The following is a 23,292-nucleotide window of genomic DNA, read 5'->3' as shown; positions in this document are numbered from 1 at the left end:
CGCAATAATGATGTATGCAGTGGCGCCGGAAATACTGGGCTCAAGCCCGTTTCTGGTTCGGTAAAGCACCCGCCCGCTTTTCCGCCTCGACCGACGCTGCCGCATCGGCATAGGGCTCCTGACGCACGACACTCCAGTAGCGTAACTCATCGACCGGAATCTGAGCACCCGTCATGGCGCAGACCACGTAGGAGCCGCTCTGGATGACACGCAGGTCCCCATCGAGATATTCGATCTTCGCTTCCCGCAGCCCACCGTCAAATCTGTTCATCCGCGTCCGTCTCCTCGGTCTTCTCATATGTGGATGCGATCTCTATTCCTACACAGCCTGCAATTCTAGTGGTCAGATCTTGCACATGTGACCATCGGTGCGGCCGCATAGCTACGTCGAACGTCATATTCAGTTCGCCCCGTGCGCTCAACTTCTGCCAAACAGCTTTTCGATATCGGCGAGTTTGAGTTCGATATAGGTGGGTCGTCCATGATTGCATTGGCCGGACCCCGGCGTGTTTTCCATCTGGCGCAAAAGCGCATTCATCTCCTCTGGACGCATCCGCCGTCCGGATCGAACAGATCCGTGGCAGGCCATGGTTGCGGCCACGTATTCCAGCTTGCTGGAAAGGCTGCTTGCCGTATCCCACTCGGCGATTTCATCGGCCAGTTGTCGCACAAGCCCCTGGACGTTGACCTCTCCCAGCATCGCAGGCGTCTCGCGAACCGCAACCGCGCCCGGCCCAAACCGCTCGATCGAAAGCCCCATCTTGTCGAAGCCCGGCGCATGCTCCATCAGCCGGTCGCAATCCTCTTCCGGCAGGTCGATGATTTCAGGGATGAGGAGCACCTGCGAGGCAGGACGCTTCGCATGCAGCGCCTTGCGGATTTCCTCGAAGACGAGACGTTCATGCGCGGCGTGCTGATCGACGATCACCAGCCCGTCATCGGTCTGGGCCACGATGTAATTGGCGTGAACCTGCGCGCGCGCCGCGCCGAGCGAATAGCGTGAAGGCTCTGAGACGGCAATGGTTTCTTCCTCCCGCGACGTGAAAATGTCGGATCGGGCCGTGGGCATGGTGATATCGACGAACTGCGCTTGCGCCGGCTCGCGAAGAGCCATGTCGTGAGACATCTGAAGGGGCCGGGAAGGGGAGCTGGCCGGCGTCCAAGCCTGGGACGGGTACGGTCTGACCGTTGACGGACTGTAGCCCGGCCTGAAAGCACTCATCATCTGCGAAGCACCAGTGGTGGCGGCGCGATCTCCCTCACGCGCAAGCGCCTGACGGATCGCTCCGACAATCAATCCGCGTACGAGCCCTGGATCGCGAAAGCGCACATCGGATTTGGCCGGATGCACATTGACATCCACTAGCGCCGGATCAAGGGTCAGCGAAAGAACCGCGACAGGATACCGGCCGTGCGGGACTGTTTCAGCGTAAGCGCCTCTGATGGCCGACAAGAGAAGTTTGTCCTGTACCGGGCGACCATTGACGAAGACGTATTGATGGGCGGAATTGCCCCGGTTGAAAGTGGGAACGCCTGCAAAACCGGAAAGCGTCACGTCTTCGCGCACGGCATCGATCTCGATGGCATTATCCTTGAACTCGGCTCCAAGGATCTGCGCCATGCGCGCCAGATGATCGTCGCCGGTGGATGGAAACTCAAGCGTTGACCGATCCGTGCCGGACAGCACGAAACGGATGTGGGGAAAGGCGATCGCCATCCGCTTGACGATCTCGGTGATCGCCGCCGCTTCTGCCTTTTCGGTCTTGAGGAATTTCAATCGGGCAGGGGTTGCGAAGAACAGGTCGCGCACCTCGACGATCGTGCCGGTATTGGCAGCGGCAGGTCGTACCGGCAGCAGTTTGCCGCCACTGACCGAAATGACGGCGCCTTCGCTTGCCCCGTGCTCTCGGCTGGTGATGGTCAGCTTGGCAACCGAACCAATGGAGGGCAGCGCCTCGCCGCGAAAGCCCAGTGTGCGGATGTCGTCGAGCGTTGACGAGATCTTCGACGTACAATGGCGGCGGATTGCAAGCTCCAGATCGGACGCAGACATGCCGCATCCATTGTCGGTGATGCGCACGAGCCCCTTGCCGCCGCCGGCGGTTGCGATCTCGATCCGCGTCGCTCCTGCGTCGATGGCGTTTTCGATCAGCTCCTTCGCCGCGCTCGACGGGCGCTCGATGACTTCACCCGCGGCGATCTGGTTGATCAGTGTTTCTGAAAGCTGCTTGATTGACATTGGTTCATTGTCGCGGATTCGTTGCCCGGACGAAAGCGAAATTGCGAAGCTTCATAGAGAGCCCTTCAGTTCGTTTTTCCTCATGAAGGTTTTTATCGTAATTTAAGACGTCCTTAATTTTGGCCCGCTAAGACTGTTGATGCTTGAATGATCGACACAATCCCCTTTCCAAGGTGGCTGACAAGTGCAGAACGGAAGCGCTGGGCGCCGTCTGCATGACCTGGAAAGACTTCTCAAGCAGTTTGCCTGCATGTTTCCATAAAAACTGAAGCTTTTTGCCGTCGCGGATTTTCACGATGAGTTGAGCGCGTTCTGGAGACGTGTATAGGGAATTGTCATGAATGATTTAGCGCCAGATGGCGTGGCCATTCAAACTGCGCTGTTAGATGCCGTCAGAGATGCAATTTCAGCAGCGCTTCTGATCTACGATCGTGATGATCGTCTTGTTTTCGTCAGTCAGCGCATTTTCACTTTGCTGCCGATCGATAAAGGCGATGTTGCCCTTGGATCGAGGTTGAAGGATGTCCTGGGCGCATTCTACGATCGCGCGGGGTTTGGCGAGGGTGTGTCGCGCGGCACACGGATCGACCGGGACGAATGGATTGCCAGGAAGCTGGCCTGCCATTGGTCGGAGCGTTCCGAAACGCTGGAGCAGCGGCCAGCCGACAAGTGGCTGCGCTTCACCAAGCGCCGGATACCATCCGGTTTCTGCATCTGCGCCATATCGGACATTTCCGAGCAGAAGAGGCGCGAGGAACACTGGCGTGCCGATGTCTCCAGAGTGCAGATAACCGAAGAAATTCTCGATAATTTGCCGCTGTCGATCTTCGTCAAGGATCGCAATCGGGTCTACTCCGCCGTCAACAAAGCAGGATGCTCCCTTATCGAAACCTCGCCCGATCTGATCTTGGGTCGCACCGTCTTCGATATTCACGCGCAGGCTCTTGCCGCCTCGATCGATGAAATCGACAAGCAGGTTCTAGAGACTGGCGTTCCCGCCGTCCTGCCTGAACTTGTGACATTACTGACCGGCGAGCAGATCCTTGTGATCACCAGAAAGCACAGGGTCGGCAAACCCGGCAGCCATTTCCTTGTCACAACCATGGATGACGTCACCGCATTTGCGGTGACGCAGCCTGATGGCAGACGGATCATTCCGGGGCTGGAGTATCTGACCTTTACCCCAAGTTCCTATATGGACGACGAGAACCACCAAGCATCGCTAGTGCTGAAAGATCGTCGCGTTCTTTTGGTCGTCTCAAACGCTGAAGCCGGTGAGGCCGCCCGCAAACGGCTGTCGGCTGTCGGGGTAGATTGCGCCGTTGCGGTGAGCATGGCGGAACAGGAAGCCTTCCTGGCTGTGGCCGATTCCATGGGTCTGCGCATAGATCTCGTCGTCGTGGATATAGAGCTACCGCTGCAATGTCTCGATCTGCCTGCGACATTCGGGGTTCAGATCATGACTGCGGACGAATTCGAGATCGGAAGCTCTCTTGTCAATCGACTGACGCGCCATTTTCGCTCGCTTGGAAACGTGCAGCAGGGTCGCGGCATGGACGACGACTGGGTTGTGATGACCGGCATGGACGACGAAGTCGCCGACGGACAGGCCCCCGTCGTTCTCGTGGTGGAAGACAACAAGATCAACCAGATTGTCTTTTCGCAAATTCTGGAAGGTTTCAAGATCGAATACCGGCTGGCACCTACGGGCCAGGAAGCGCTTGCGCTGTTCGAAAAGGAGAGCCCTGTCCTGGTGCTTATGGACACGACGCTGCCCGACATCGACGCCTTCGAGGTTACCCGGCGCATCAGGCAGATCGAGGCTTTGACGGAAGGCAGAACACCCATCGTCGGGGTCGTGCCGCTTGCTTTCGAGGGTGATCGACGGGCCTGCCTCGATGCGGGAATGGACGACATGATGTTGAAGCCCATCAGCCCGGACATGATCGATATGCTACTGAAGCGTTTCCTGCCCCAGCAGACGCAAAGCCGCCTTGCATGACCTCGGACCTTTATTCCTGATGGTAATCATATTTTGTCGGCCCATGGACAGCCTTTGTTAAGGATGGAACCCGGATAATCCGCACCACCATAGAGCCCTCAGGATATGTGAATGAATCCGTCCGTGCCGACACTTCCGCTCATCAGCCAGCACGAGTTGCAGGCGATGACCTATAGCGATCCGCTGACGGGGCTGGGCAACAAATATCGTTTGCGCGACAAGGTGAAGCTTCTCGCGGCGGAACGGGCATCCGATCCCGCTCCCTTCACGGTGGGCATCGTTAATATTGACGGTTTCAAGCCGATCAACGATCTCTTCGGGGCACATGCAGGCGACGAGATTCTGTGCCAGGTTGCGCACCGCCTGCAGGCATGCATGATGGACGGTTCGGTCGTCACGCGCCATGAAGGCGATGAGTTCGCTTTCATCCTGCCGCTCATCTTCGAGCGCGGCACTGCCGAGCGCGTCGGCCAGATGTTCAAGGATGTGTTGTCGGCGCCATACGATCTCGGCGATCGCAGCGTCCGTTTATCGTCCTCGTTCGGCTTTGCCATCCATCCTTTTGCAGGAGAGGAGTTCGACGATCTGATGAAGAGCGTCGAGACGGCCCTCTACCGCTCGAAAAGGCGCGGACGCGGGCAGATCACGGTCTATTCCCAGGAGATAGCCCAGGAAATGACGCGCGCCACGCAGTTGGAACAGGCGCTTCGAAATGCGATCATGGCCGATAGTATCGATGTGCATTTCCAGCCAATCGTCAGGCTGGCGGATGCTTCTGTAATCGGTTTTGAAGCGCTGGCGCGCTGGCGCGACACGGATCTCGGTTTCGTACCGCCTGACGTTTTCGTGCCCCTGGCGGAAGAGCGCGGCTTCATCGACGCTCTTTCCGAAGCGTTGCTGCGAAAAGCCGCTGAAACGGCGCTGTCATGGCCACGGGAACTGTTCTTGTCCTTCAATCTCTCATCGGCGCAATTGATGAACCCGTCGACCGCCAGCAATATCCTGTCCATTCTCGCCTGTGTCGGGTTCGACCCACGCCGGCTGGAGCTGGAAATTACCGAAACTGCCGTCATGAGTTCGGCGGACACCGCTCAGACGATCATCGCAGAACTACAGCAGGCAGGTGTGCGCATCTCGCTGGACGATTTCGGAACCGGACAATCAAGTCTTGGCAGGCTACGCGACTTCACCTTCAACAAGGTCAAGATCGACCGCGCCTTCGTCTCGCGCATCAGAACAGATCGGCCATCGGAACATATCATCAAGGCGATCATCGCCATGTGCGACGGCCTCGATCTTGAAGTCGTGGCCGAAGGTATCGAAGATGCTGGCGAAGCCGAAAAGCTCAAAGGGTTGGGCTGCGCCATGGGACAAGGTTATTTTTACGGACGCCCCGCGGACGCCGCCTCAACGCGCCGCTATCTGCGGGAAAAACATCACTTTATCGATGTGGATGTGATCTGATCAGACCTTCCCCCTTGAGGCGCCGACCTCGAAGATCGTGATCGGCGTTGCGCGCGCATTGCGCATCACAGCCTGTAAAGCCCATCCAGCCTGCCGTTGACGGTTACGCCGAGATCAAAGGTTGCGCCATGATGCGGGTTTGCCTTGACCTCTGCGTCCTCAAGGCCTTCGCAGGCAGAAGTGACCAGCAATCTGTCCGCGCCGCTAGCAAAAAACGCCGGGCAGGTCGTGCGCGTGGCCGGAACCTCATAGCGGTCGATATGTCGACCCTCGGGATCGTAGCGATCGACCGCGCCTTCCCCCCAGCGGGCATTCCAGATATGTCCTTGAGCGTCGCAGACTGCCCCGTCGATCCCGCCATCCTCTTCGGAGCGATCGATGAAAACACTGGAAGGGCCGATGGGAAGCCCGGTCGCTGGATCGAGCATGACCTTCATCAATCGGTTCACCTTGGTGTCGACATAATAGCCCGTGGCGCCGTCCGGCGAGAAGCAGATGGCGTTTGGAATACTGATCGCATCAAAGAGCATCGTCACGACGCCCCTGGCAACGTGGTAGATTGCTCCCGCACCATCCTCCGCCTTCTTGCCCATGGTGCCGATCCAGATCGCGCCGCTCTGATGCACTCTGCCGTCATTCGAACGGTTGCCCGGTTTGCCCGGCTCGAAGTCGGCATGCAGAGATAGTTCGCCAGTGGCGCGGTTACGAATGAACAGTCCGTTTTCCGTTCCCAGCAATTGTCGCTCCCCATCGATTGCAGCGACCACGCTTGCCATGACGGGCAGGGAGACGACCGTCTTGTCGCCGGATACCGGGTCGAGCTCATGCAGCTCCTTGCCCAGAATGTTGAGCCACCCGATCTTGTGGGAGATCGGATCGAAGCTCGGCCCCTCACCAAGCATCAACTGGGTGCTGTCCAGAACCTTGCCCTGAAACGGATGAACGGTTGCCATATCTTAACCTCCCAGTGCGCTTTCGTAAGCCTTGACGGTAATTTCGGCGCGTTCACGCGCTTGCTCTGCAGTCGTACCAGGTTTGTACAGACTTGTTCCAAGCCCGAACGCCTTGATGCCGATGCTGGTGTAATCGGAGAAGTTCTTGTCGGATACGCCGCCCACAGCGGCAACCAGCGTGTCCTTTGGCAAGATGGAGCGTATCGCGGCAATGCCGGCCGGTCCGAGCACGCTTGCGGGGAAGAACTTGAGGCCGGTGGCGCCCGCTTTGAGAGCGAGCAACGCTTCCGTCGGCGTCAGCACGCCTGGCATCGTCACCATGCCCTTTTCACGGGCCGCAATAATGACATCCGTGTCGACATTGGGGCTGACCATCAGCTTTCCGCCGACGCTATCCAGACGGGCAACGTCTTCAACCGTCAAAACGGTGCCGGCGCCGATCAGCGCGTCGGCTGGCGCAAGCTTTGCGGCGATTTCGATAGACCGGAATGGATCTGGCGAATTCAGCGGGATTTCGATGGCGCGAAGCCCGCTTTCCAGAAGCGCGCTGACGACACCCTCGGTCTCCTCGGGGCGGATGCCACGCAGGATGGCGACGAGCGGATATTTCATCTCGGGGAAGGGAACGTACATTGGCTTGAAGCTCCTCAGTGCCAGATGGATGTGGCGGCGGCGATCAGCCCCCGGCGAACCGCATCATCGGCGTCTATGGTGGTGAAATCGATGGAAAGCGCTTGAAACGCTGACTTGTATAGCTCACCCAAAGCGCCCGAGGCGACCAGCACGACAGAGGAATCGGGCGGCGCGCTCGCATGAGCTCCGGCTATCTCCAGACCGATCATGGTTCCCGATAGCTTCGCCTTTGCATCCGTTGCCGACAGTCCGTGCAACAACTGCCCAGACCGCAATGTGAAGAAGCGATTGGTTGCCATATGCGGATGATTGTAGATGTCGATCACGGCATTGCGGAATGCGGGAAGATCGCCATCGAAGGTCTCGGCATCGACAATGGCATGGGAGAGAATCGTGTGCTTCGAGACGACATCGAAGATTTCCCCCGTCATGAAGGTCGAAAACTGGGTAACATTCAAATCTCTGACGCGAACCCATTTGGAGTGTGTGCCCGGCATGCAGACGAGTTGAGAGCCTGTAGGATACTGGGTGGAAAGCGCGCCGAGAAGCTGCGTTTCTTCGCCACGCATCACATCCGGCATGATCCCGTCTCTTTGGGCAAGCCCTGGAAGAATGCGGATGTCGCTGTTCTGGTCGGGAACTGGCGTCGCATGCTGCATGATTTCCGACAGGTTAGCTGGAACATCCACATAGCCCGCCTCGATCCAGCCTTGGCGTGCACCCGCCATCCCGCAGATAATCACCGGCAAACCTTCCGGTGCGGATATGGCAGACAGATGAGAGGCCAGAACCTGCGCAAATCCGGTTCGCATCGCTGTTGTCATGCCCTCGGCGCTACGGCGTTCGGCGAGAACATTGCCCGACCGGCTCATCAGCCAGAGGCGAAAGCTTGTCGTGCCCCAGTCCACGGCAACGAATGCGGCATTTGACATTAGAGAAGACCTCCATCGATGATCATTGTTTGTGCGGTCATGGCGGCAGAGGCATCTGACGCCAGGAAGAGGCAGGGCCCGACCAGATCCTCGCCGGTCAGTGTGCGTTTGAGACACTGGCGATCGACGGTGCGTGAGATGGACTCCTCGGTGAGCCACAAATCCTTTTGCCGTTCCGTCACGATCATGCCGGGGAGGATCGCGTTCACCCGGATGTTTTCCGGACCGAGCCTCCCTGCCAGACTTTTCGTCATGCCGATGATGCCTGCCTTGGCTGCGGCGTAGATGGGCAGCTCGCCCATATTCAACAAATACGAGATAGACGAAAAGTTGATGATGGAGGCACCTTGCTCTTTTCGAAGATAGGGGAGCGCTGCCTGCGATACGAAGAAAACCTGTTTCAGATTGACGGCCTGATTGGCGTCCCAATAATCGCTCGTGACCGTCTCGATGTCATGCCGATCGTCCCACGCCGCATTGTTGATGAGGACCTTGAGCCCGCCTAGCGCGTCGCCCGCCTGCCTTACCGCGATGGCAAGCTGAGACGGATCGCGCAGATCCGCATGCAAGAATAGCGGAGACGTTTTGTTTTCCGTCGACAGCCGGTCGACCAATGCTTTGCTAGTGCGCGCATCGATGTCGATGAAGGCGACATGGGCGCCTCGTTTCACGAACGCTTCCACCAATGAGGCGCCGATGCCTGATCCGCCCCCGGTGATTAGAACGCCTTTGTTGGAAAATTCCTGCGATTGGCCCAAGCAATTGCCCATGATGATATCAACTTGACGGTTGAAAGTTCTACTATTTGGAACTAAGTTTTATTTAATGGAATAATCATCGTCTTACCCCATTCCTGTCAAGCTCAGTTCTTGCCTTGTCGAGAAAATCGCTCATGTCCCGTTCTTCCGATGCTGAAACAAAGGATATTTCCACCGGAACGCTCGGTAAGGCCATTGCCTTGCTTGAAACGGTGGTAATGGCCGATGAGCCGCTCCGCTTCACCGATATTCTTAAAAGATCGGGTCAGCCGCGTGGAACGCTGCACAGGCAACTAACGCATTTGGTCGAAGAGGGACTTCTCGAACAGAACTTGGATCAGTCCTACAGCGCCGGGATCAGGTTGCTGAAGTTTGCTGCCAAAGCCTGGAGCGCCAGCGACCTGCGCACCGTCGCCGCACCGCATTTGCGCGATCTTCATGAGCAGACAGGCGAATCCGTCCATCTTGGCGTCGTCCGCGGTTGCGAAATCATCTATCTCGACAAGATCGATGGGAAGCACGCCGTTCGCATGTATTCCCAGATCGGCCGTACTTCACCCCTATATTGCACTGGCGTCGGCAAGGCGGCGCTGTCCCTAATCCCTCAGGACGCGTTGTTGCGCCTGGTTCGATCCTTTTCGTTTAATGCCTTTACGTCCAATACGCTGACCAGCGCGGACGCTCTGCTCGCGGAGATCGCCGCGATACGCAAGCGCGGATACGGGTTCGATCTTGAGGAGCACGAGCAAGGCATTCAATGCATCGCCGTGCCTGTCAACACGGGCAGGCAGGGCCTCTATGCGGCAATATCGGTGACCGGTCCGGCCTATAGGCTGACGAGAGAGCGTCTCGAAGGATGGGCGCCGATGGTGCAAGCCATCGCGCGTAGTATTTCCGATGAGACCTCCATACGGCTGTCACCGTCCACGTGAGGTAAAATTTTGCTTATTTTTGAAAATGGTTGCAACCAGGCCAGCGAGAGACGTTTTTGGGCCAACTTTTGCTTGCGTGAAACTTATATTTTGCTAACTATGAGGCCATTCACTAAGTTCGACTATAAAGATTTGTACGAATGCTCGATGCCGGAGTAGAAAAAACTTCTCCAATGGGCGCGGACTGCGTCCAAGAATTACTACGTCTCGAAAGCCAGTTCGACATTTTCCGGTTTATGAAGAGGATTACTGAAAGCTGGGGCATGAAGGCGTTCCTGGTCGTGGATGTACCGACGCCGATATTGGTCAGCCTGTCGCAATGCACTGTGATGAGCAGTTGGCCCGCGGATCTTTTTCAGGAATACGACGACAATAGTCTTCTGCGTAAAAGTAATATTTTCAAAGCCTTAGAGAAGGCGAGCGCGCCCTTTTTCGTGGATCTGGAGTTCACCTCTAAGGGGCATCGCCCTGCGCTTGGCGCGAAATTGGTGGATTTGTTTAGACGTTTCGAAATGACGAATGCCATATGGTGTCCGGTGCAGGATATGAGGGGGATGCGGGGTGGCGTGTCCATTTCAGGCAGCAGGTCGTCATTCTCGCCCTCGGAAGTGGCGGAAATTTTCTACGTGGCCGCCCATCTTTACGGACATCTCGCCTATGTGCGCAGTCTGGATTCGCGGGTCAGTGAAACCTTGACGGATCGCGAGATCGATTGCCTCAACTGGACTGCTGCGGGCAAGACGAGTGCGGAGATCGCCGACATTCTTTCGCTTTCCGAGCACACGGTCAACCACCACCTTAATCGCGCAACGAAGAAGCTCAATACCGTCAACCGCACGCAGGCCGTCGCAAAGGCGCTGCGTGCAGGCTTGATAAAATAGGGATATGCTCTTTTTCCTGTTGTTATCCGCCACAGGGTGAGTGATCCTTCACACCTCGACAAAGAGGGAGACTGATTTGGCAGGAACACGGCGCTTCAGAGCAGCGTTTTCTCCTACCGTAGACTGCGCCATTCTCGTCGCAGCACTAGAAAAAGGCTTTGCCGCCGACGAAGGTGTCGGACTCGAACTCATCAGAATGAGCGCCCCGGGCGATATTCTCCACGCATGGTCGCAAGAGCGCATCGATGGCGCCCATCTTTCCGCTTCTCTACCCGTATCACTCGCCCTCCTGCCATCGCCTGAGCCGCGAACCGATCTTATCGTACCATTCATTCTGGCGACCGGGGGCTCCACGCTGGTCGTCAGCAATCTGCTATATGATGATCTGGTAGAGCAGGGCATGAAGATCCCAGAGCCTGGTTCGGTCTCGCGGGCACTATCGCGCATTGTGATTGCGCGTCAAAACGCGGGTCTTCCGCGTCTAACGTTCGCGACGGAACATCCACACTCAAGTTCCAGCTATGAACTGGTCTACCTGATAGCCAGCGCTCGCCTGGCAGGACATGACGATGTTGCCATCAGGCAAGCCGCATCCAGAAAAATGCCGCATCTTCTCTCAAAAGGCGACATTGACGGTTTTTACGTTGGCGAACCCTATGGAAGCGCTGTTGTAACGGAGGGAGTGGGGCGTATCGTCACGACAAAATCTCACATTTGGCAGAATGGATCGGAGAAGGCGCTTGCCGTTTCGAAGGCGTGGGCAGAGGAAAACGAGCAGACGCTTCATTCGCTACTGCGTGCGCTCTACCGCGCGGGAGAATGGTGCTCGGCGCAAGCGAATATCGAGGAGCTGGCCGAACTTCTGGCGGCTGATCTCTATCTCTCCTGCGAGAGCGAACGGATCCTCCCCTCCCTGTCCGGCTTCATTCCCAACTCCCCGGCACGATTGCTCGAGTGTCCAGACTTTCTGGCATTCAGCGCCAATGCGGCAAACTTTCCATGGCAGAGCCAAGCTCTTTGGTTTTTCAACCAGATGGTCCGTCGGGACGAATGCCCAGCGCATTATATCGCCGATCAGGTCATGCGCCAGGCTGCCGCCGAAGTCTTTCGCCCGGACATTTTTCGCAAAGCGTTGAAACCGATATTCGCGCCCGTGCCTGCGGCCAATATGAAGGTGGAGGGAGCACTGAGTAGCCGCTCGCCGGTCGGGGCCTATCGCGCGCCGCTTTTTCTTGGACCCGATGCGTTTTTCGACGGTCGCGTTTTCGATCCGGATACGCTTGAAACCATTTAGCGCGTCTTAAGGTCCTTGGACGCACACACAACGCTCCATTCCGACCGACGCGATGCATCTTTATCACCTGCGCAGAAATCTGGGCACCTTCGTGTTTCTTTGACGAATGCAAGGGTTGTGACATTGGCGAATGGCGTGGGCTGCTCTATCTAACCCTTGCTGAAGCGGATTGGGTGGAGTGGCATGGCACAGCTAGATAAGAGACAGATCGAACAGGCACTCGAGCAGGTGATCTTTCCAGGCAGCGATAAAAGCATCGTCGCACTGGGCATGGTATCGGAGATCTTTCTGGCCGATGCCAAGGCCTATTTTTCCATTACGGTGCCTGCCGCAAAGGCGAATGAACTTGAACCACTGCGTCTGGCTGCGGAAAAAGCAACGCTGACTGTTCCTGGCATCAAGGTCGCCGTCGTCGCCCTCACGGCCAATAGCAGGCCCGGTAGTTCAGCCACAGCAGCCGCAGCGAAAGCACCGCCTGCACCACAGCGACCTGCGCCGCAACAACAGGGAAAGGCCGGTGTGCCTGGTATCGGCGCGATCATCGCTGTCGCTTCCGGTAAGGGCGGGGTGGGTAAATCCACCACTGCCGTCAATCTCGCTCTCGGGTTACAGGCGCACGGCTTGCGCGTGGGCGTGTTGGATGCAGATATATATGGTCCGTCCATTCCGCGATTGCTCGGCATTTCGGGTCGCCCTAAGCAGGGCGAAGGACGCACGATCATGCCCATGGAGAATTACGGCCTGAAGGTCATGTCCATGGGATTTCTGGTGGACGAAGAAGCTGCAATGATCTGGCGCGGTCCGATGGTGCAGTCGGCGTTGATGCAAATGCTGCGCGAAGTCATGTGGGGCGATTTGGACATATTGGTTCTCGATATGCCGCCGGGAACTGGCGACGTGCAACTGACGATCGCCCAGCAGGTGCCGCTGGCAGGAGCGGTCATCGTTTCCACCCCGCAGGATCTCGCCCTGATCGATGCACGTAAGGGCATCACCATGTTTCGCAAGGTCGAGGTGCCGCTTCTCGGGATCGTTGAAAACATGAGCTATTTCGTCGCGCCCGATACTGGAAAGCGCTACGATATTTTTGGCCATGGTGGTGCCGAGGCCGAGGCTGGCCGCATTGGCGTTCCGTTCCTTGGCGCGGTGCCTTTGACCATCGCGATCCGGGAAATGTCGGACGCCGGCACGCCCATCACCGTCAACGAGCCGCAAGGTCCACAAGCGCTTGCCTATCAGGATATCGCACAAAAGGTGTGGACAGAGATCTCAAGAGGGTCCGGACGAACCGCGCCAAAGATCGTATTTGAATAGAAAGCGTTGAAAAATATGCCGAAACTGCTCCGGCATCGATGCATTGATCGCATATCAACTGCTCATAAGAAGCAGGGCACCAGTATTGGGTCCGAGTAAAAATCGGACCAATAGTTTGTTTTGGATGACATTTTCTGAAGTATGAGGTGGTTTGTTGGCCTTGAGCCAGGATGGGCCAACGAAAATACCGCTTGATTCTTTACCTCGTTGGGAGCATAGCCCTGCGCCGTCTGAACCGCAGCCGTATTCGTGCGTTTGCGAACGCCACGCATGATGTGCTAGATCGACCAGCCGACGATATTCGGCACCGCGGACCGGAGAAACTGATTGATAAAAGCCTATCGCTCGAATTGCGAGGCGATCAGCCTGTCCTCGGACAGAGAGCTTACGCATATCGCGGACGACATCATCTGGATCGATCTTATCAATCCCCATCGTGACGAGGAAAAACGTGTCGAGACTCTGCTTGGCACAGAGCTTCCCACCCGTGAGGATCTGAAAGATATCGAGCCCTCCAGCCGGCTCTATAAGGAAGACGATAATGTCTTCATGACGGCGTCACTCGTCTGGAAAGCTGATTCTTCCGATCCGCAGCTGACCGATGTGGCGTTCATCCTGGCGGGCAACAGACTGGTGACGATCCGATACGCCGAGCCTAAGTCGTTCAACCTCTTCATCGCGGCCATCACCCGCACGCCGCATGAGATAGCGAGCGGGGCCGTTCTGCTGTTGAAGTTGCTTGAGACCATCGTTGATCGTACGGCAGAGATCATCGAGAATAGCGTGATTGGCATCGATCACGTAGCGAAGGGAATATTCGGCGGCGAGGCGCGCAGCAAGCGCAAGGCGCCGCGCTACCTCGAAGACAAGATCGCTGAAATAGCCTCTTTCCATCGGCTCGCTTCTAAAGTCCGCGACAGTCTGACTTCGCTCGCACGCATGCAGTCATTCCTCCAGGCGACTTCCGTTGTTCACCAGGACAAGGACGCAAGAGAAATGGGCGCCTCCATTTCGCGGGACATCCATTCTCTTTCTGAACACGTTTCCTACATCTCCGGCAATCTTACCTTTTTGCTGGATGCATCGCTCGGCATCATCAATGTCGAGCAAAATGCGATCATCAAGATTTTTTCCATCGCGTCCGTGGTGTTTCTGCCGCCAACGCTGGTGGCCTCCATTTACGGAATGAACTTCGCGCATATGCCGGAGTTGCAGTGGAGCTACGGTTACCCGCTGGCAATATTCGTCATGCTGATATCGGCGATCATCCCGTTCATTGTTTTCCGTTGGAAGGGCTGGCTCTGAAGAGCTAGAATGCACATGCCAAATCCGTTTGAGAAGGAAATGCTGGACAAGCCGGACGTGGAGGAGCACCAAGCTAAGGGCTTGTTCGCTGCCATGCTCGGCTCCATCGGCGTCGTTTACGGCGATATCGGCACCAGCCCTCTTTACGCCTTCCGCGAAGCCTTGAAGCCGATCTCACAGGACGGGCTGACGGAAGCCGAGATTATTGGCTTGATTTCGCTGATGATCTGGTCTCTGACTATCATCGTCACCATCAAATATATCAGCTTTCTCCTGAGGGCGGACAATGACGGCGAGGGCGGCACGCTCTCGCTTCTGGCGCTGCTGATGAAAACGGCCGGCGCACGGCGCAATTTCCTCATCATGCTTGGTCTGATTGGTGCTGCGCTTTTCCTGGGCGACGCCATGATCACACCGGCGCTTTCCGTTCTCTCTGCCGTGGAAGGGCTGAAACTCGTCACGCCGGCAATGGATGAGTTCATCATTCCCATATCGCTCGGTATTCTCGTCGGCCTCTTCGCCATCCAGTCGCACGGCACGGAGATTGTCGCTAGGTTCTTCGGCCCAATTACCGCCGTCTGGTTCATCGTGATGGGCCTCGTCGGTCTTCTACATATCTCCGACGATTATAGGATCCTCTATTCCTTCAATCCGATCCATGCGGTCGAGTTTCTAATGAACGAGGGCTTCTATGGCCTCGTGGTGCTCGGTGCTGTCTTTCTGACGATTACAGGGGCCGAAGCGCTCTATGCGGATCTTGGCCATTTCGGTCGAAAGCCCATCCAGTGGGCCTGGTTTGTGCTGGTTTTTCCGGCTCTCACCCTCAACTATCTCGGTCAAGGCGCGCTGGTCCTGAAAGACCAGTCCACCATGTCAAATCCCTTCTACCTCATGTTCCCGCAATGGGCGTTGTTACCAGCAGTGATCCTGGCAACGGCCGCGACTATCATCGCCAGTCAAGCCGTCATCACCGGGGCGTTTTCGATGGTGCGTCAGGCGATCAACCTCGGCTACCTGCCGCGCATGGAAATCCTCTTCACATCGGAAACCAACACGGGACAGATCTATCTGCCATCGGTCAACACCGTGTTGCTCTTCGGCGTCGTGGCGTTGGTTCTGACCTTCAAAAGCTCCGATGCGCTGGCTACCGCCTATGGTATCTCCGTGACCGGCGCGATGGTGGTAACCAGTCTGCTGTTTTTCCAGTTCGCGCGCAGCCATTGGAAATGGTCGCTGCCGCTGACACTGCTGGTCGTTTTGCCTTTCATCACGCTGGAACTGATCTTCCTCGGCGCCAACCTCTTGAAGATCCATGATGGTGGCTATGTGCCAGTGCTGCTGGCGATTGCCTTTACCGTCATCATGATCACGTGGCAGCGCGGATCGAAAATCCTCTTCGCGAAGACCCGTAGAACCGACGTGCCTTTGAAAGCCTTCGTCGCCTCTGTAGAGAAGGAAAGCGCCCATGCGCCCGTGCGCATTCCCGGCACGGCGATCTTCCTGACCGGCGATCCCGAAACTGCGCCCGCCGCATTGCTCCACAACCTCAAGCACAATCACGTTCTGCACGACAAGAACGTGATCCTGACGATCCGAACCGAAGATACGCCGCGCGTTCATCCGGACAAACGTTACACCATGACCAAGGTCAGCGAACGCTTCGTCGTGGTGGAATTGCATTTCGGCTTCATGGAAACCCAGAACGTCACCCAGGCACTCGGCTATCTGCGTCGTACGGGCTACAAGTTCGACATCATGTCGACCTCGTTTTATCTCGGTCGTCGCAAACTTGTGCCCGATCCGAAGTCTGGCATGCCGGGCTGGCAGAACAGGCTTTTCATCGCTCTCGCAGAAAACGCTGCTGATCCATCGGATTACTTCCGCCTTCCCGCAAACCGGGTCGTCGAACTGGGATCGCATGTGGTGATCTAAAGCGTGTCGCGATCTTTCAGATTCGCTCGTACGCTTTAGATCCTAACCTATATTCTGGATTGTCGCATGAATTGGATTTTATTATAAGTTGTATTTTCAAGGGCGAGTTCGAGGCATATTTGTCGTATTAAGTTTGTTTCGTGTTTAGCTGTCCTGCTGTTAATAAATAATACGTATCTTTCCGCGCAAATATCTGCACGTGTCGACTCGACTACGATGCCATTTCTTGTTGTTTCAATCCGCACTTATATTCGTCAATATTCAACGATTATGAGAGTGAAAAATAATTTTCTTTAACTCAGCGATCTGAGTTTATTCCCAGATGGCATGAGGCCGAAGCCGCCATAACGCTGCCTTTACTGAACCTCTTTTTGAATACGAAAGATTTTCTACATTGAGGTGCTGATCTCACGTTCGGAGCAGGCGCCTTCTATTTCGGTATGGGAGACGAAAAATGCGACGACGCGCGCTATAGCCTCTGCTCCTCCGGAAAAATAACGATAGGCGGCCCAAGTAAATTTGTGCTGGACGCGGGTTTCTATGTCGGTGGTGGGGCATCACTCAAACTTGGCCTCGGCACCTCCAATAGTTACACGATTGGAAAATCGAGCGGCCGCAATGCCGTTGCGCTGGGCGGCGGCGCTGTCGCGGTGATGGCGGATGCCAACACCGGCAAAGGTATTTTCAGATTGAACGGGGATTTAAATGGCGGCGGGGGTGGCAGCTGCATTACGCTTCCCGCAAGTGCCGAGCACGACATATCCGGAAACGTCAATCTGGCTGGCGGTGCCAAGCTTGGTTCCGGCACCTACACGATCGACGGCTATTTTTCCGTCAATACCGGTGGCGCATCGTGCAGCGACAATGTCGCGGTGTCCGGCAAAGACGTCACGATCATTGTCTCAGGCGTCGACACACCATCAGGCTCGGATTGTAACAAGAAGTCTTTTTGTCTGACGGGGGGCAATGCAATCACGCTAAATGCGCCCAAGGCCGGCGCTTATGCCGATTTGGCGATTATAGGCCCGCAGTCTTCCACTAAGAAGGGAGGTGCGGTGATCACGTCCGGCGGCCAGGCAAAAATCTCCGGGGCATTTTATTTTCCGAACGGCACGGTTGAGTTCGGAGGCGGGGGACAGATCGGCGATGCCAGCAGTGGCTGCCTCCAACTGATTGGAACGAGCATTTCCCTTTCAGGCGGTTTCCAGGCTATTTCCCCATGCACACAACTGAGCAAGGCCGGAAAGGTGGCGTGGCTGCAATGATCGCGTTTTCGAAAACAAGGATCGGCCGATGGTTCGCGACACTCGGTCGCGCACGCGCTGCTTTGAAAGATAAAAGCGGCAATGCGGCAATCGAATTTGCGCTGGTTATACCGCTTTTTGCTGTCATCGTTGTCGGAAGTGCGGATATCGGAATGCTGATATTTTCGCGCTTCAAACTCGAAGGAGCGGTGTCGGCAAGTGCGAGCTATGCGGTCGCCCATGTCGATCAGGTCGATAGTGCCAATGGTGGCGCGCTGGCCAAAAATCTCGTCTCTATCGTCGCCAACAACTCATCGGACGACGTTGACGTCCTTGTCGATATCAATAACGGCCCGCAGGCGGTCAATGATGGAGCGAAGGTGACGCTCGACGGTCAGCCGGCCAGAGCTGATGCCTGCTATTGTCCCAAAGGCACGCCGTCGTCTTTAGAATGGGGTGCTCAGTATAGCTGTAACGCGGCCTGCCCGAATGGCGGACGCGCCGGAAAGTATGTCGCCATCATCGTAAAGCGGGATTACGCGCCTTTCTCCTCGATGCTGGGTGCTTTGAACGGTAGCACTATCGCAGCCAGTGCAATGGTGCAGGCACAGTGAGCAAGGCCATTCGCAGATTTTTCGTCGAACGTCATGGTGCAAGCGCCGTGGAATTCGCTCTGGTTGCGCCTGTATTTCTTCTTCTGTTGTTGGGCATCATCGAGTTGTCACGACTGGTCTGGACGAGCCATGCCCTCTACGAGACGGCGATCGCGACAGCACGGTGCATGGCTATTCCCCAGTTGGAATGCGAAGATGGCGGCGTTTATGATCAAAAGCGCTCGATGTCTTTCGCGCACGCCCAGGCGGCCGTCTGGATCATCGACCTCGATTCGGCGGACATCACTCTGGCTCGCAATGTCAGTTGCAGCGGTCTCGAAGGGTTTTCCAAAGCAACTATCGAATACCGGTTCGAAACCGTCATACCAGAACTACTGACATCACTTGCAGGTGGAAGCAGGCTTAAAGCGGAAGCATGTCACGCCGATAACTGAGATTCGAAGCCTCCTCCCCATCGATCCCATATACAATGATCCTTCAATATCCGGGCAGGTTTGATCGCCTGAATGCAAGAAACCTTTCCGCGTGTCCGTTAACCAAGCATCAAGGTTAATGAGAGATTATCCGGTTGTGTAGCAAGTTGTTTGCGTGTGTCCGGAGTCATGGTTTTGCGTTCAAGAAAAGTATCGCGTCGCGGGCCCCTCATTGCCTATGAGAAGTGGACCTCGCCTGTTGTTTTTGGCCTCGTGGCCTGGCTTGCCTTTCCCTCTCTCGCGGCACGCGCCGATCTCGCATCTCTTCTTGCTGGTCTGGATGCTGGCGGCGAGCAGTGGCGCATGGTGCTGACGAACTCTCCCGCAGGTTCCGTCCACAACGCTTCACTGGCCTTCAATGATGCAAGCGATACCGCCGCGATCGCCGGGGCGGGGATGACGCTTCCGGACGGTCGCAAGGTTGCTTTCGTCACCAATAAGAGCGGACGCGAAACGACACCTGATAGCGAACGCGTCAACCGTGCTGCGAAGAAGGGCAGGGTGATGGCGACCGAAGTCATGCAGCCCCCCAAAGCTTTTACTGCAGGCTCGGTTTTGCAGCGCACCAGCATGATTGATGTAGAGCCGCTGAAGCGTAAGGACCGAACCGCCTTCGTTAAGCCGAAGAAGAGCAAAGACATCGAGCTTGCGTCTTTCTATTTCCGTCGCGATGAGAAAAAAGCGGACAAGTCGATGTCGCCCATGCTCGCGGATCTCGTGACCAATCGCACCCCGGATATTCTGGCAACCGCCTATGCGCCCGCAGAACCCGATTTCGCCCGCGAATCTCCCTTTGACGCGATCTTGAGAAAGCCGGACACGGGCCGTTTCATTCCACCGGTCTCTTCCGATGACCATGCCTGGGCCGCGACCCCGCTTCCCGCCGAAGCCTTTTCAGCCGCAGAACAGCAATGCTTGGCTTCCGGCATCTATTTCGAGGCGCGCGGCGAGTCCGTAAAAGGGCAGGCCGCCGTTGCCCAGGTCATTCTCAACCGCGTGCGCAATCCCGCCTATCCGAAGACGATCTGTGGTGTGGTCTATCAGAACAAGGACTGGCGCAATCGCTGCCAGTTCTCCTTTGCCTGTGACAACATCAAGGACCGCGTTAACTCCGAACGCCATTGGAAGATGGCGCGTGAAGTCGCCATGGCAACCACCGCCGGCAAGATCTGGCTGAAGGAAGTGGGCTCCGCAACCCATTACCATGCCGTATACGTGCGTCCGGCCTGGGGGAGGTCCATGAAGAAGGTCGGCAGAATCGGGTTGCACGTCTTCTACCGTACCTATGGTGGCGGTTGGAGCTAGAGCCTATCCATTAACGAGGAAGCGCTCTCACGATCACGTGGATTTTCCTGCAAAACTCGCGTCAAAAATGCCGATTCTGGCATCAAACAGCGCGAAGATTCCGTGTTTGTCAGGTAAGCTATTGATTTTAATTCATTAATTTGTGCTGAAACAAGCGCCGACGGTGCCTTGACTAGAGAAGTCCCTAAAACTATGTTGCGCGCGACTTCAGAGCGGGCTGGAACAGGCTGAAAGCCCTGCCGTTTACAACTCCAAAGGGTTCTGGCGCAGCTGGAACGGAGCGAAAAGGGCGGGATTTGAAATGACCGGCAACCGTAACGATAGTCTGGATGAGCGGCGCAAGCGTCTTGCCGAGGGACTGGCAAAGGTGCATGCGGAGGACGCAGCGGAGAGGCGGACGGAGCAGAACGCACAGGAGAGCCGAAAAGGCTTTGCACTGGCGATCAAGCTTTCTTCCGAGTTCATCTCCGCAGTAATCGTCGGCGCGATGCTAGGTTATCTTCTGGACCATTTTGCCGGCACATCGCCGTGGGGGATGATCATTCTTCTCCTTCTCGGTTTTTGCGCGGGTGTATTGAATGTTCTGCGGTCCGCAGGGGTAGTGGCCAAGCCGCCGCTGCTTGAGGACGGGCTGGGGAAAGATCAGGGTGGGGAGAAAAACGGCTGAGGCCGTTCTTTCCATTAAATATAGATACGAGGTGCCGCCTTTGTGCGGCAACAGGTAAAGAGGGCAGCCGGTGGCAAACGATCCGACTCATCAGTTCTTGGTGCAGCCGATTATCCCGATCAACATCGGTGGCGTCGATTTTTCGTTCACAAATGCGTCGCTTTTCATGGTTGCTACCGTCGCAGCGGCGTCCGGCTTCCTCTACTTCGCAACGTCGAACCGTGGTTTGATCCCGGGTCGCATGCAGTCCGTTGCGGAAATGTCCTACGAATTTATCGCGTCCATGTTGCGTGAAGGTGCGGGTAAGAAAGGGATGGTTTTCTTCCCCTTCGTGTTCTCGCTGTTCATGTTCGTTCTGACGGCTAACCTTCTCGGAATGTTCCCGTATTTCTTCACGGTCACGAGCCAGATCATCGTCACCTTCGCACTGTCGTGCCTCGTCATCGGTACCGTCGTCGTCTACGGCTTTTACAAGCATGGTCTGCATTTCCTCGGCATCTTCGCGCCATCGGGTGTTCCAGCTGTGCTTCTGCCGCTGGTTTCATCCATTGAAATCATTTCCTTCCTGTCGCGTCCAATCAGCCTTTCGGTTCGTCTTTTTGCGAACATGCTGGCCGGTCACATCACGCTAAAGGTCTTCGCAGGCTTTGTCGCCTCCATGAGCGCGCTTGGCGCTCTGGGTGTTGGCGGCGCGATCCTGCCTCTCCTCATGACGGTCGCCATGACCGCTCTCGAATTTCTCGTAGCCTTCCTGCAGGCATATGTCTTCGCGGTACTGACGTGCATGTACCTGAATGACGCCGTGCATGGTGGTCACTGAGAAGTAAAGTCGCTGGCCCCGAAACCGGGTGTCAAAAAACAGCCGCAACAACCATTTCAAGGAGCTTAATATGGAAGCGGAAGCAGCAAAGTACATCGGCGCAGGTCTCGCATGCCTCGGCATGGCTGGTACGTCCCTCGCTCTCGGCCGTATCTTCGGCGATTTCCTCTCCGGCGCACTGCGCAACCCGTCTGCCGCTGACAGCCAGTTCGGCCGTCTGGTATTCGGCTTCGCCGTTACGGAAGCTCTGGGCATCTTCTCGCTGCTCGTTGCTCTCCTTCTCCTGTTCGCTGTCTGATAGCAGCATCAGGTTTGGATCACGGCTCGCGAACGGCGTGCCGTGATCCTTCGCATTTGCAGTACCCCTGGAGGTGAGCATGTTCGTGACCGAGGCTCTTGCCCAGTCAGCAGTGCCGTCAACCGGAACGACGACGGAAACACCCGCTGTCGGCCAGACGGCCCCGGAAGCAACGCATACGGAAACCGGAGTGGCGCATGACGCCGGTCACGGATCCGGCGTATTTCCGCCATTCGATTCGTCGACCTACGCGTCCCAGCTGCTCTGGCTGGCGATTTCGTTCGGTCTTTTCTACGTGCTCATGAAGAAGGTCATCGTGCCACGTGTCGGTGGCATCCTTGAGGATCGTCATGGCCGCATCGCGCAGGACCTTGATGAAGCCTCCCGGCTGAAGTCTGAGGCTGACGCCGCGATCGAAACCTACGAAAGAGAACTTGCCGCAGCGCGTGCGAAGGCTGGATCGATCGCTTCCGCCGCTCGTGATGCCGCAAAAGCTAAGGCTGATGCGGACCGCGCGACAGTCGAAGCGGAACTGGCTGAAAAGCTCTCCGCTGCCGAAGCGCGTATCGCGTCCATCAAGCAGCAGGCTCTGGCCGATGTCGGTACGATCGCAGAAGAAACAGCGACCGCGGTTGTCGATCAACTGATTGGCGCCAAGGTCAAGGAAACCGATGCCAAGGCAGCCGTTGCCGCGGTATCCGACGTGAAGGGGGCTTGAGATGGCGTTTGATGCAACATTCTACGCACTCGTAGGTCTTATTCTCTTCTTCGTCCTGATCGCATACCTCAAGGTTCCGGGCATGTTGGCAGGTTCGCTTGACGAGCGCGCCAAGAACATCACTGAGGAATTGGCAGAAGCCAAGCGCCTGCGCGAAGAGGCTCAGCACCTGCTGGCCGAATACCAGCGCAAGCGCAAGGAAGCCGAAGCGGACGCGGCCAACATCGTTGCAGCCGCTGAACGCGAAGCTGCGGCACTGACCGCAGAAGCCAAGGCAAAGACGGAAGAGTTCGTCGCTCGCCGCACAGCTCTATCTGAGCAGAAGATCAAGCAGGCTGAAGCAGACGCGATTGGCGCTGTGCGCTCCGCCGCTGTCGATATCGCCATTGCAGCATCGGAAAAGCTGATCGCAGAAAAGACCACCGCTGCCGCCAAAGGCAAGCTGTTCAAGTCTGCTGTCGGTGAGGTCAAGTCGCGGCTGAACTAGGTCGGACGAAAACGTCGTTCATCTAAA

22 protein-coding genes and 1 pseudogene are annotated in these 23,292 nt (G+C 56.5%); 17 read left to right on the top strand and 6 right to left on the bottom strand.

What is annotated here, in order from left to right; genetic code table 11:
- Positions 1-40: 40 nt before the first annotated feature.
- Positions 41-271 carry a DUF2093 domain-containing protein gene (locus QZ862_RS17415; RefSeq protein ID WP_296016831.1) on the bottom strand — a complete coding sequence of 77 codons (231 nt, stop codon included), beginning with the start codon at positions 269-271 and terminating at the stop codon, positions 41-43.
- A 147-nt stretch (positions 272-418) separates the two neighbouring features.
- On the bottom strand, positions 419-2,239 hold the full coding sequence (gene mutL / locus QZ862_RS17410; protein WP_296101161.1) for a DNA mismatch repair endonuclease MutL: 1,821 nt from the start codon (positions 2,237-2,239) through the stop codon (positions 419-421).
- 337 nt (positions 2,240-2,576) lie between these two features.
- Between mutL and QZ862_RS17405 the strand changes: the two genes are divergently transcribed.
- Entirely contained in the window at positions 2,577-4,241 is a 1,665-nt protein-coding gene (locus tag QZ862_RS17405) for a response regulator (protein WP_296101160.1), read from the top strand.
- 111 nt (positions 4,242-4,352) lie between these two features.
- Complete coding sequence (locus QZ862_RS17400) at positions 4,353-5,705, top strand: EAL domain-containing protein (protein WP_296101159.1); 1,353 nt, start codon at positions 4,353-4,355, stop codon at positions 5,703-5,705.
- Positions 5,706-5,770: 65 nt separating this feature from the next.
- Here QZ862_RS17400 and QZ862_RS17395 read toward each other — a convergent pair whose 3' ends face one another.
- From QZ862_RS17395 to QZ862_RS17380, 4 genes are read right to left on the bottom strand one after another with little or no spacing between them, the layout of a single operon-like run.
- On the bottom strand, positions 5,771-6,658 hold the full coding sequence (locus QZ862_RS17395) for an SMP-30/gluconolactonase/LRE family protein (RefSeq protein WP_296101158.1): 888 nt from the start codon (positions 6,656-6,658) through the stop codon (positions 5,771-5,773).
- 3 nt (positions 6,659-6,661) lie between these two features.
- Positions 6,662-7,291, bottom strand: coding sequence for a 2-dehydro-3-deoxy-6-phosphogalactonate aldolase (locus tag QZ862_RS17390; protein WP_296101157.1), 630 nt, complete (start codon positions 7,289-7,291; stop codon positions 6,662-6,664).
- A gap of 14 nt (positions 7,292-7,305) precedes the next feature.
- The gene (locus tag QZ862_RS17385; RefSeq protein WP_296101156.1) at positions 7,306-8,223 is read right to left on the bottom strand and encodes a 2-dehydro-3-deoxygalactonokinase; all 918 of its coding nucleotides are present in this window, start codon (positions 8,221-8,223) and stop codon (positions 7,306-7,308) included.
- The gene (locus QZ862_RS17380; RefSeq protein ID WP_296101155.1) at positions 8,223-8,993 is read right to left on the bottom strand and encodes an SDR family oxidoreductase; all 771 of its coding nucleotides are present in this window, start codon (positions 8,991-8,993) and stop codon (positions 8,223-8,225) included. Before QZ862_RS17380 ends, QZ862_RS17385 begins: the two co-directional genes overlap by 1 nt.
- Before the next feature lie 122 nt (positions 8,994-9,115).
- Here QZ862_RS17380 and QZ862_RS17375 point away from each other — a divergent pair, with 122 nt between their 5' ends.
- The 15 genes and pseudogenes from QZ862_RS17375 (at position 9,116) to QZ862_RS17305 (ending at position 23,265) form a co-directional block, all read left to right on the top strand.
- The gene (locus QZ862_RS17375) at positions 9,116-9,913 is read left to right on the top strand and encodes an IclR family transcriptional regulator (RefSeq protein WP_296101154.1); all 798 of its coding nucleotides are present in this window, start codon (positions 9,116-9,118) and stop codon (positions 9,911-9,913) included.
- A gap of 140 nt (positions 9,914-10,053) precedes the next feature.
- Entirely contained in the window at positions 10,054-10,794 is a 741-nt protein-coding gene (locus tag QZ862_RS17370; RefSeq protein ID WP_296101153.1) for a LuxR C-terminal-related transcriptional regulator, read from the top strand.
- Positions 10,795-10,870: 76 nt separating this feature from the next.
- Positions 10,871-12,088 carry a CmpA/NrtA family ABC transporter substrate-binding protein gene (locus QZ862_RS17365; RefSeq protein ID WP_296101152.1) on the top strand — a complete coding sequence of 406 codons (1,218 nt, stop codon included), beginning with the start codon at positions 10,871-10,873 and terminating at the stop codon, positions 12,086-12,088.
- Positions 12,089-12,271: 183 nt separating this feature from the next.
- Positions 12,272-13,402, top strand: coding sequence for an Mrp/NBP35 family ATP-binding protein (locus tag QZ862_RS17360; RefSeq protein WP_296101151.1), 1,131 nt, complete (start codon positions 12,272-12,274; stop codon positions 13,400-13,402).
- Positions 13,403-13,729: 327 nt separating this feature from the next.
- Positions 13,730-14,707, top strand: coding sequence for a magnesium/cobalt transporter CorA (gene corA, locus QZ862_RS17355; protein WP_296016804.1), 978 nt, complete (start codon positions 13,730-13,732; stop codon positions 14,705-14,707).
- A gap of 96 nt (positions 14,708-14,803) precedes the next feature.
- Positions 14,804-16,639 (top strand): annotated as a pseudogene (locus tag QZ862_RS17350) (potassium transporter Kup); the annotation flags it as partial.
- A 440-nt stretch (positions 16,640-17,079) separates the two neighbouring features.
- Positions 17,080-17,904: a hypothetical protein gene (locus tag QZ862_RS17345; protein ID WP_296101149.1), complete on the top strand. Its 825-nt coding sequence runs from the start codon at positions 17,080-17,082 to the stop codon at positions 17,902-17,904.
- Positions 17,901-18,497: a TadE/TadG family type IV pilus assembly protein gene (locus QZ862_RS17340; protein WP_296101173.1), complete on the top strand. Its 597-nt coding sequence runs from the start codon at positions 17,901-17,903 to the stop codon at positions 18,495-18,497. The genes QZ862_RS17345 and QZ862_RS17340 overlap by 4 nt, the downstream gene beginning before the upstream one ends.
- A complete protein-coding gene (locus QZ862_RS17335; protein WP_296101148.1) occupies positions 18,494-18,931 on the top strand; it encodes a TadE/TadG family type IV pilus assembly protein in 438 nt (145 codons plus the stop codon). Before QZ862_RS17340 ends, QZ862_RS17335 begins: the two co-directional genes overlap by 4 nt.
- 168 nt (positions 18,932-19,099) lie before the next feature.
- Positions 19,100-20,275, top strand: coding sequence for a cell wall hydrolase (locus QZ862_RS17330; protein WP_296016798.1), 1,176 nt, complete (start codon positions 19,100-19,102; stop codon positions 20,273-20,275).
- A 301-nt stretch (positions 20,276-20,576) separates the two neighbouring features.
- Positions 20,577-20,942: an AtpZ/AtpI family protein gene (locus QZ862_RS17325; protein WP_296041431.1), complete on the top strand. Its 366-nt coding sequence runs from the start codon at positions 20,577-20,579 to the stop codon at positions 20,940-20,942.
- A 70-nt stretch (positions 20,943-21,012) separates the two neighbouring features.
- Positions 21,013-21,762 (top strand): F0F1 ATP synthase subunit A, encoded by a 750-nt coding sequence (locus QZ862_RS17320; RefSeq protein ID WP_296016793.1) that lies wholly within the window; start codon positions 21,013-21,015, stop codon positions 21,760-21,762.
- Positions 21,763-21,832: 70 nt separating this feature from the next.
- Entirely contained in the window at positions 21,833-22,060 is a 228-nt protein-coding gene (locus tag QZ862_RS17315; protein WP_027673924.1) for a F0F1 ATP synthase subunit C, read from the top strand.
- Between the two features lie 79 nt (positions 22,061-22,139).
- Positions 22,140-22,778 carry a F0F1 ATP synthase subunit B gene (locus QZ862_RS17310; RefSeq protein WP_296101147.1) on the top strand — a complete coding sequence of 213 codons (639 nt, stop codon included), beginning with the start codon at positions 22,140-22,142 and terminating at the stop codon, positions 22,776-22,778.
- A 1-nt stretch (position 22,779) separates the two neighbouring features.
- Positions 22,780-23,265 (top strand): F0F1 ATP synthase subunit B, encoded by a 486-nt coding sequence (locus QZ862_RS17305; RefSeq protein ID WP_296016773.1) that lies wholly within the window; start codon positions 22,780-22,782, stop codon positions 23,263-23,265.
- The last annotated feature ends 27 nt before the right edge of the window (positions 23,266-23,292 follow it).

Origin of the sequence: uncultured Agrobacterium sp., assembly GCA_913777615.1 — a bacterium.
GTDB lineage: Bacteria > Pseudomonadota > Alphaproteobacteria > Rhizobiales > Rhizobiaceae > Agrobacterium.
This window is presented reverse-complemented; position numbering and strand designations above follow the sequence as displayed.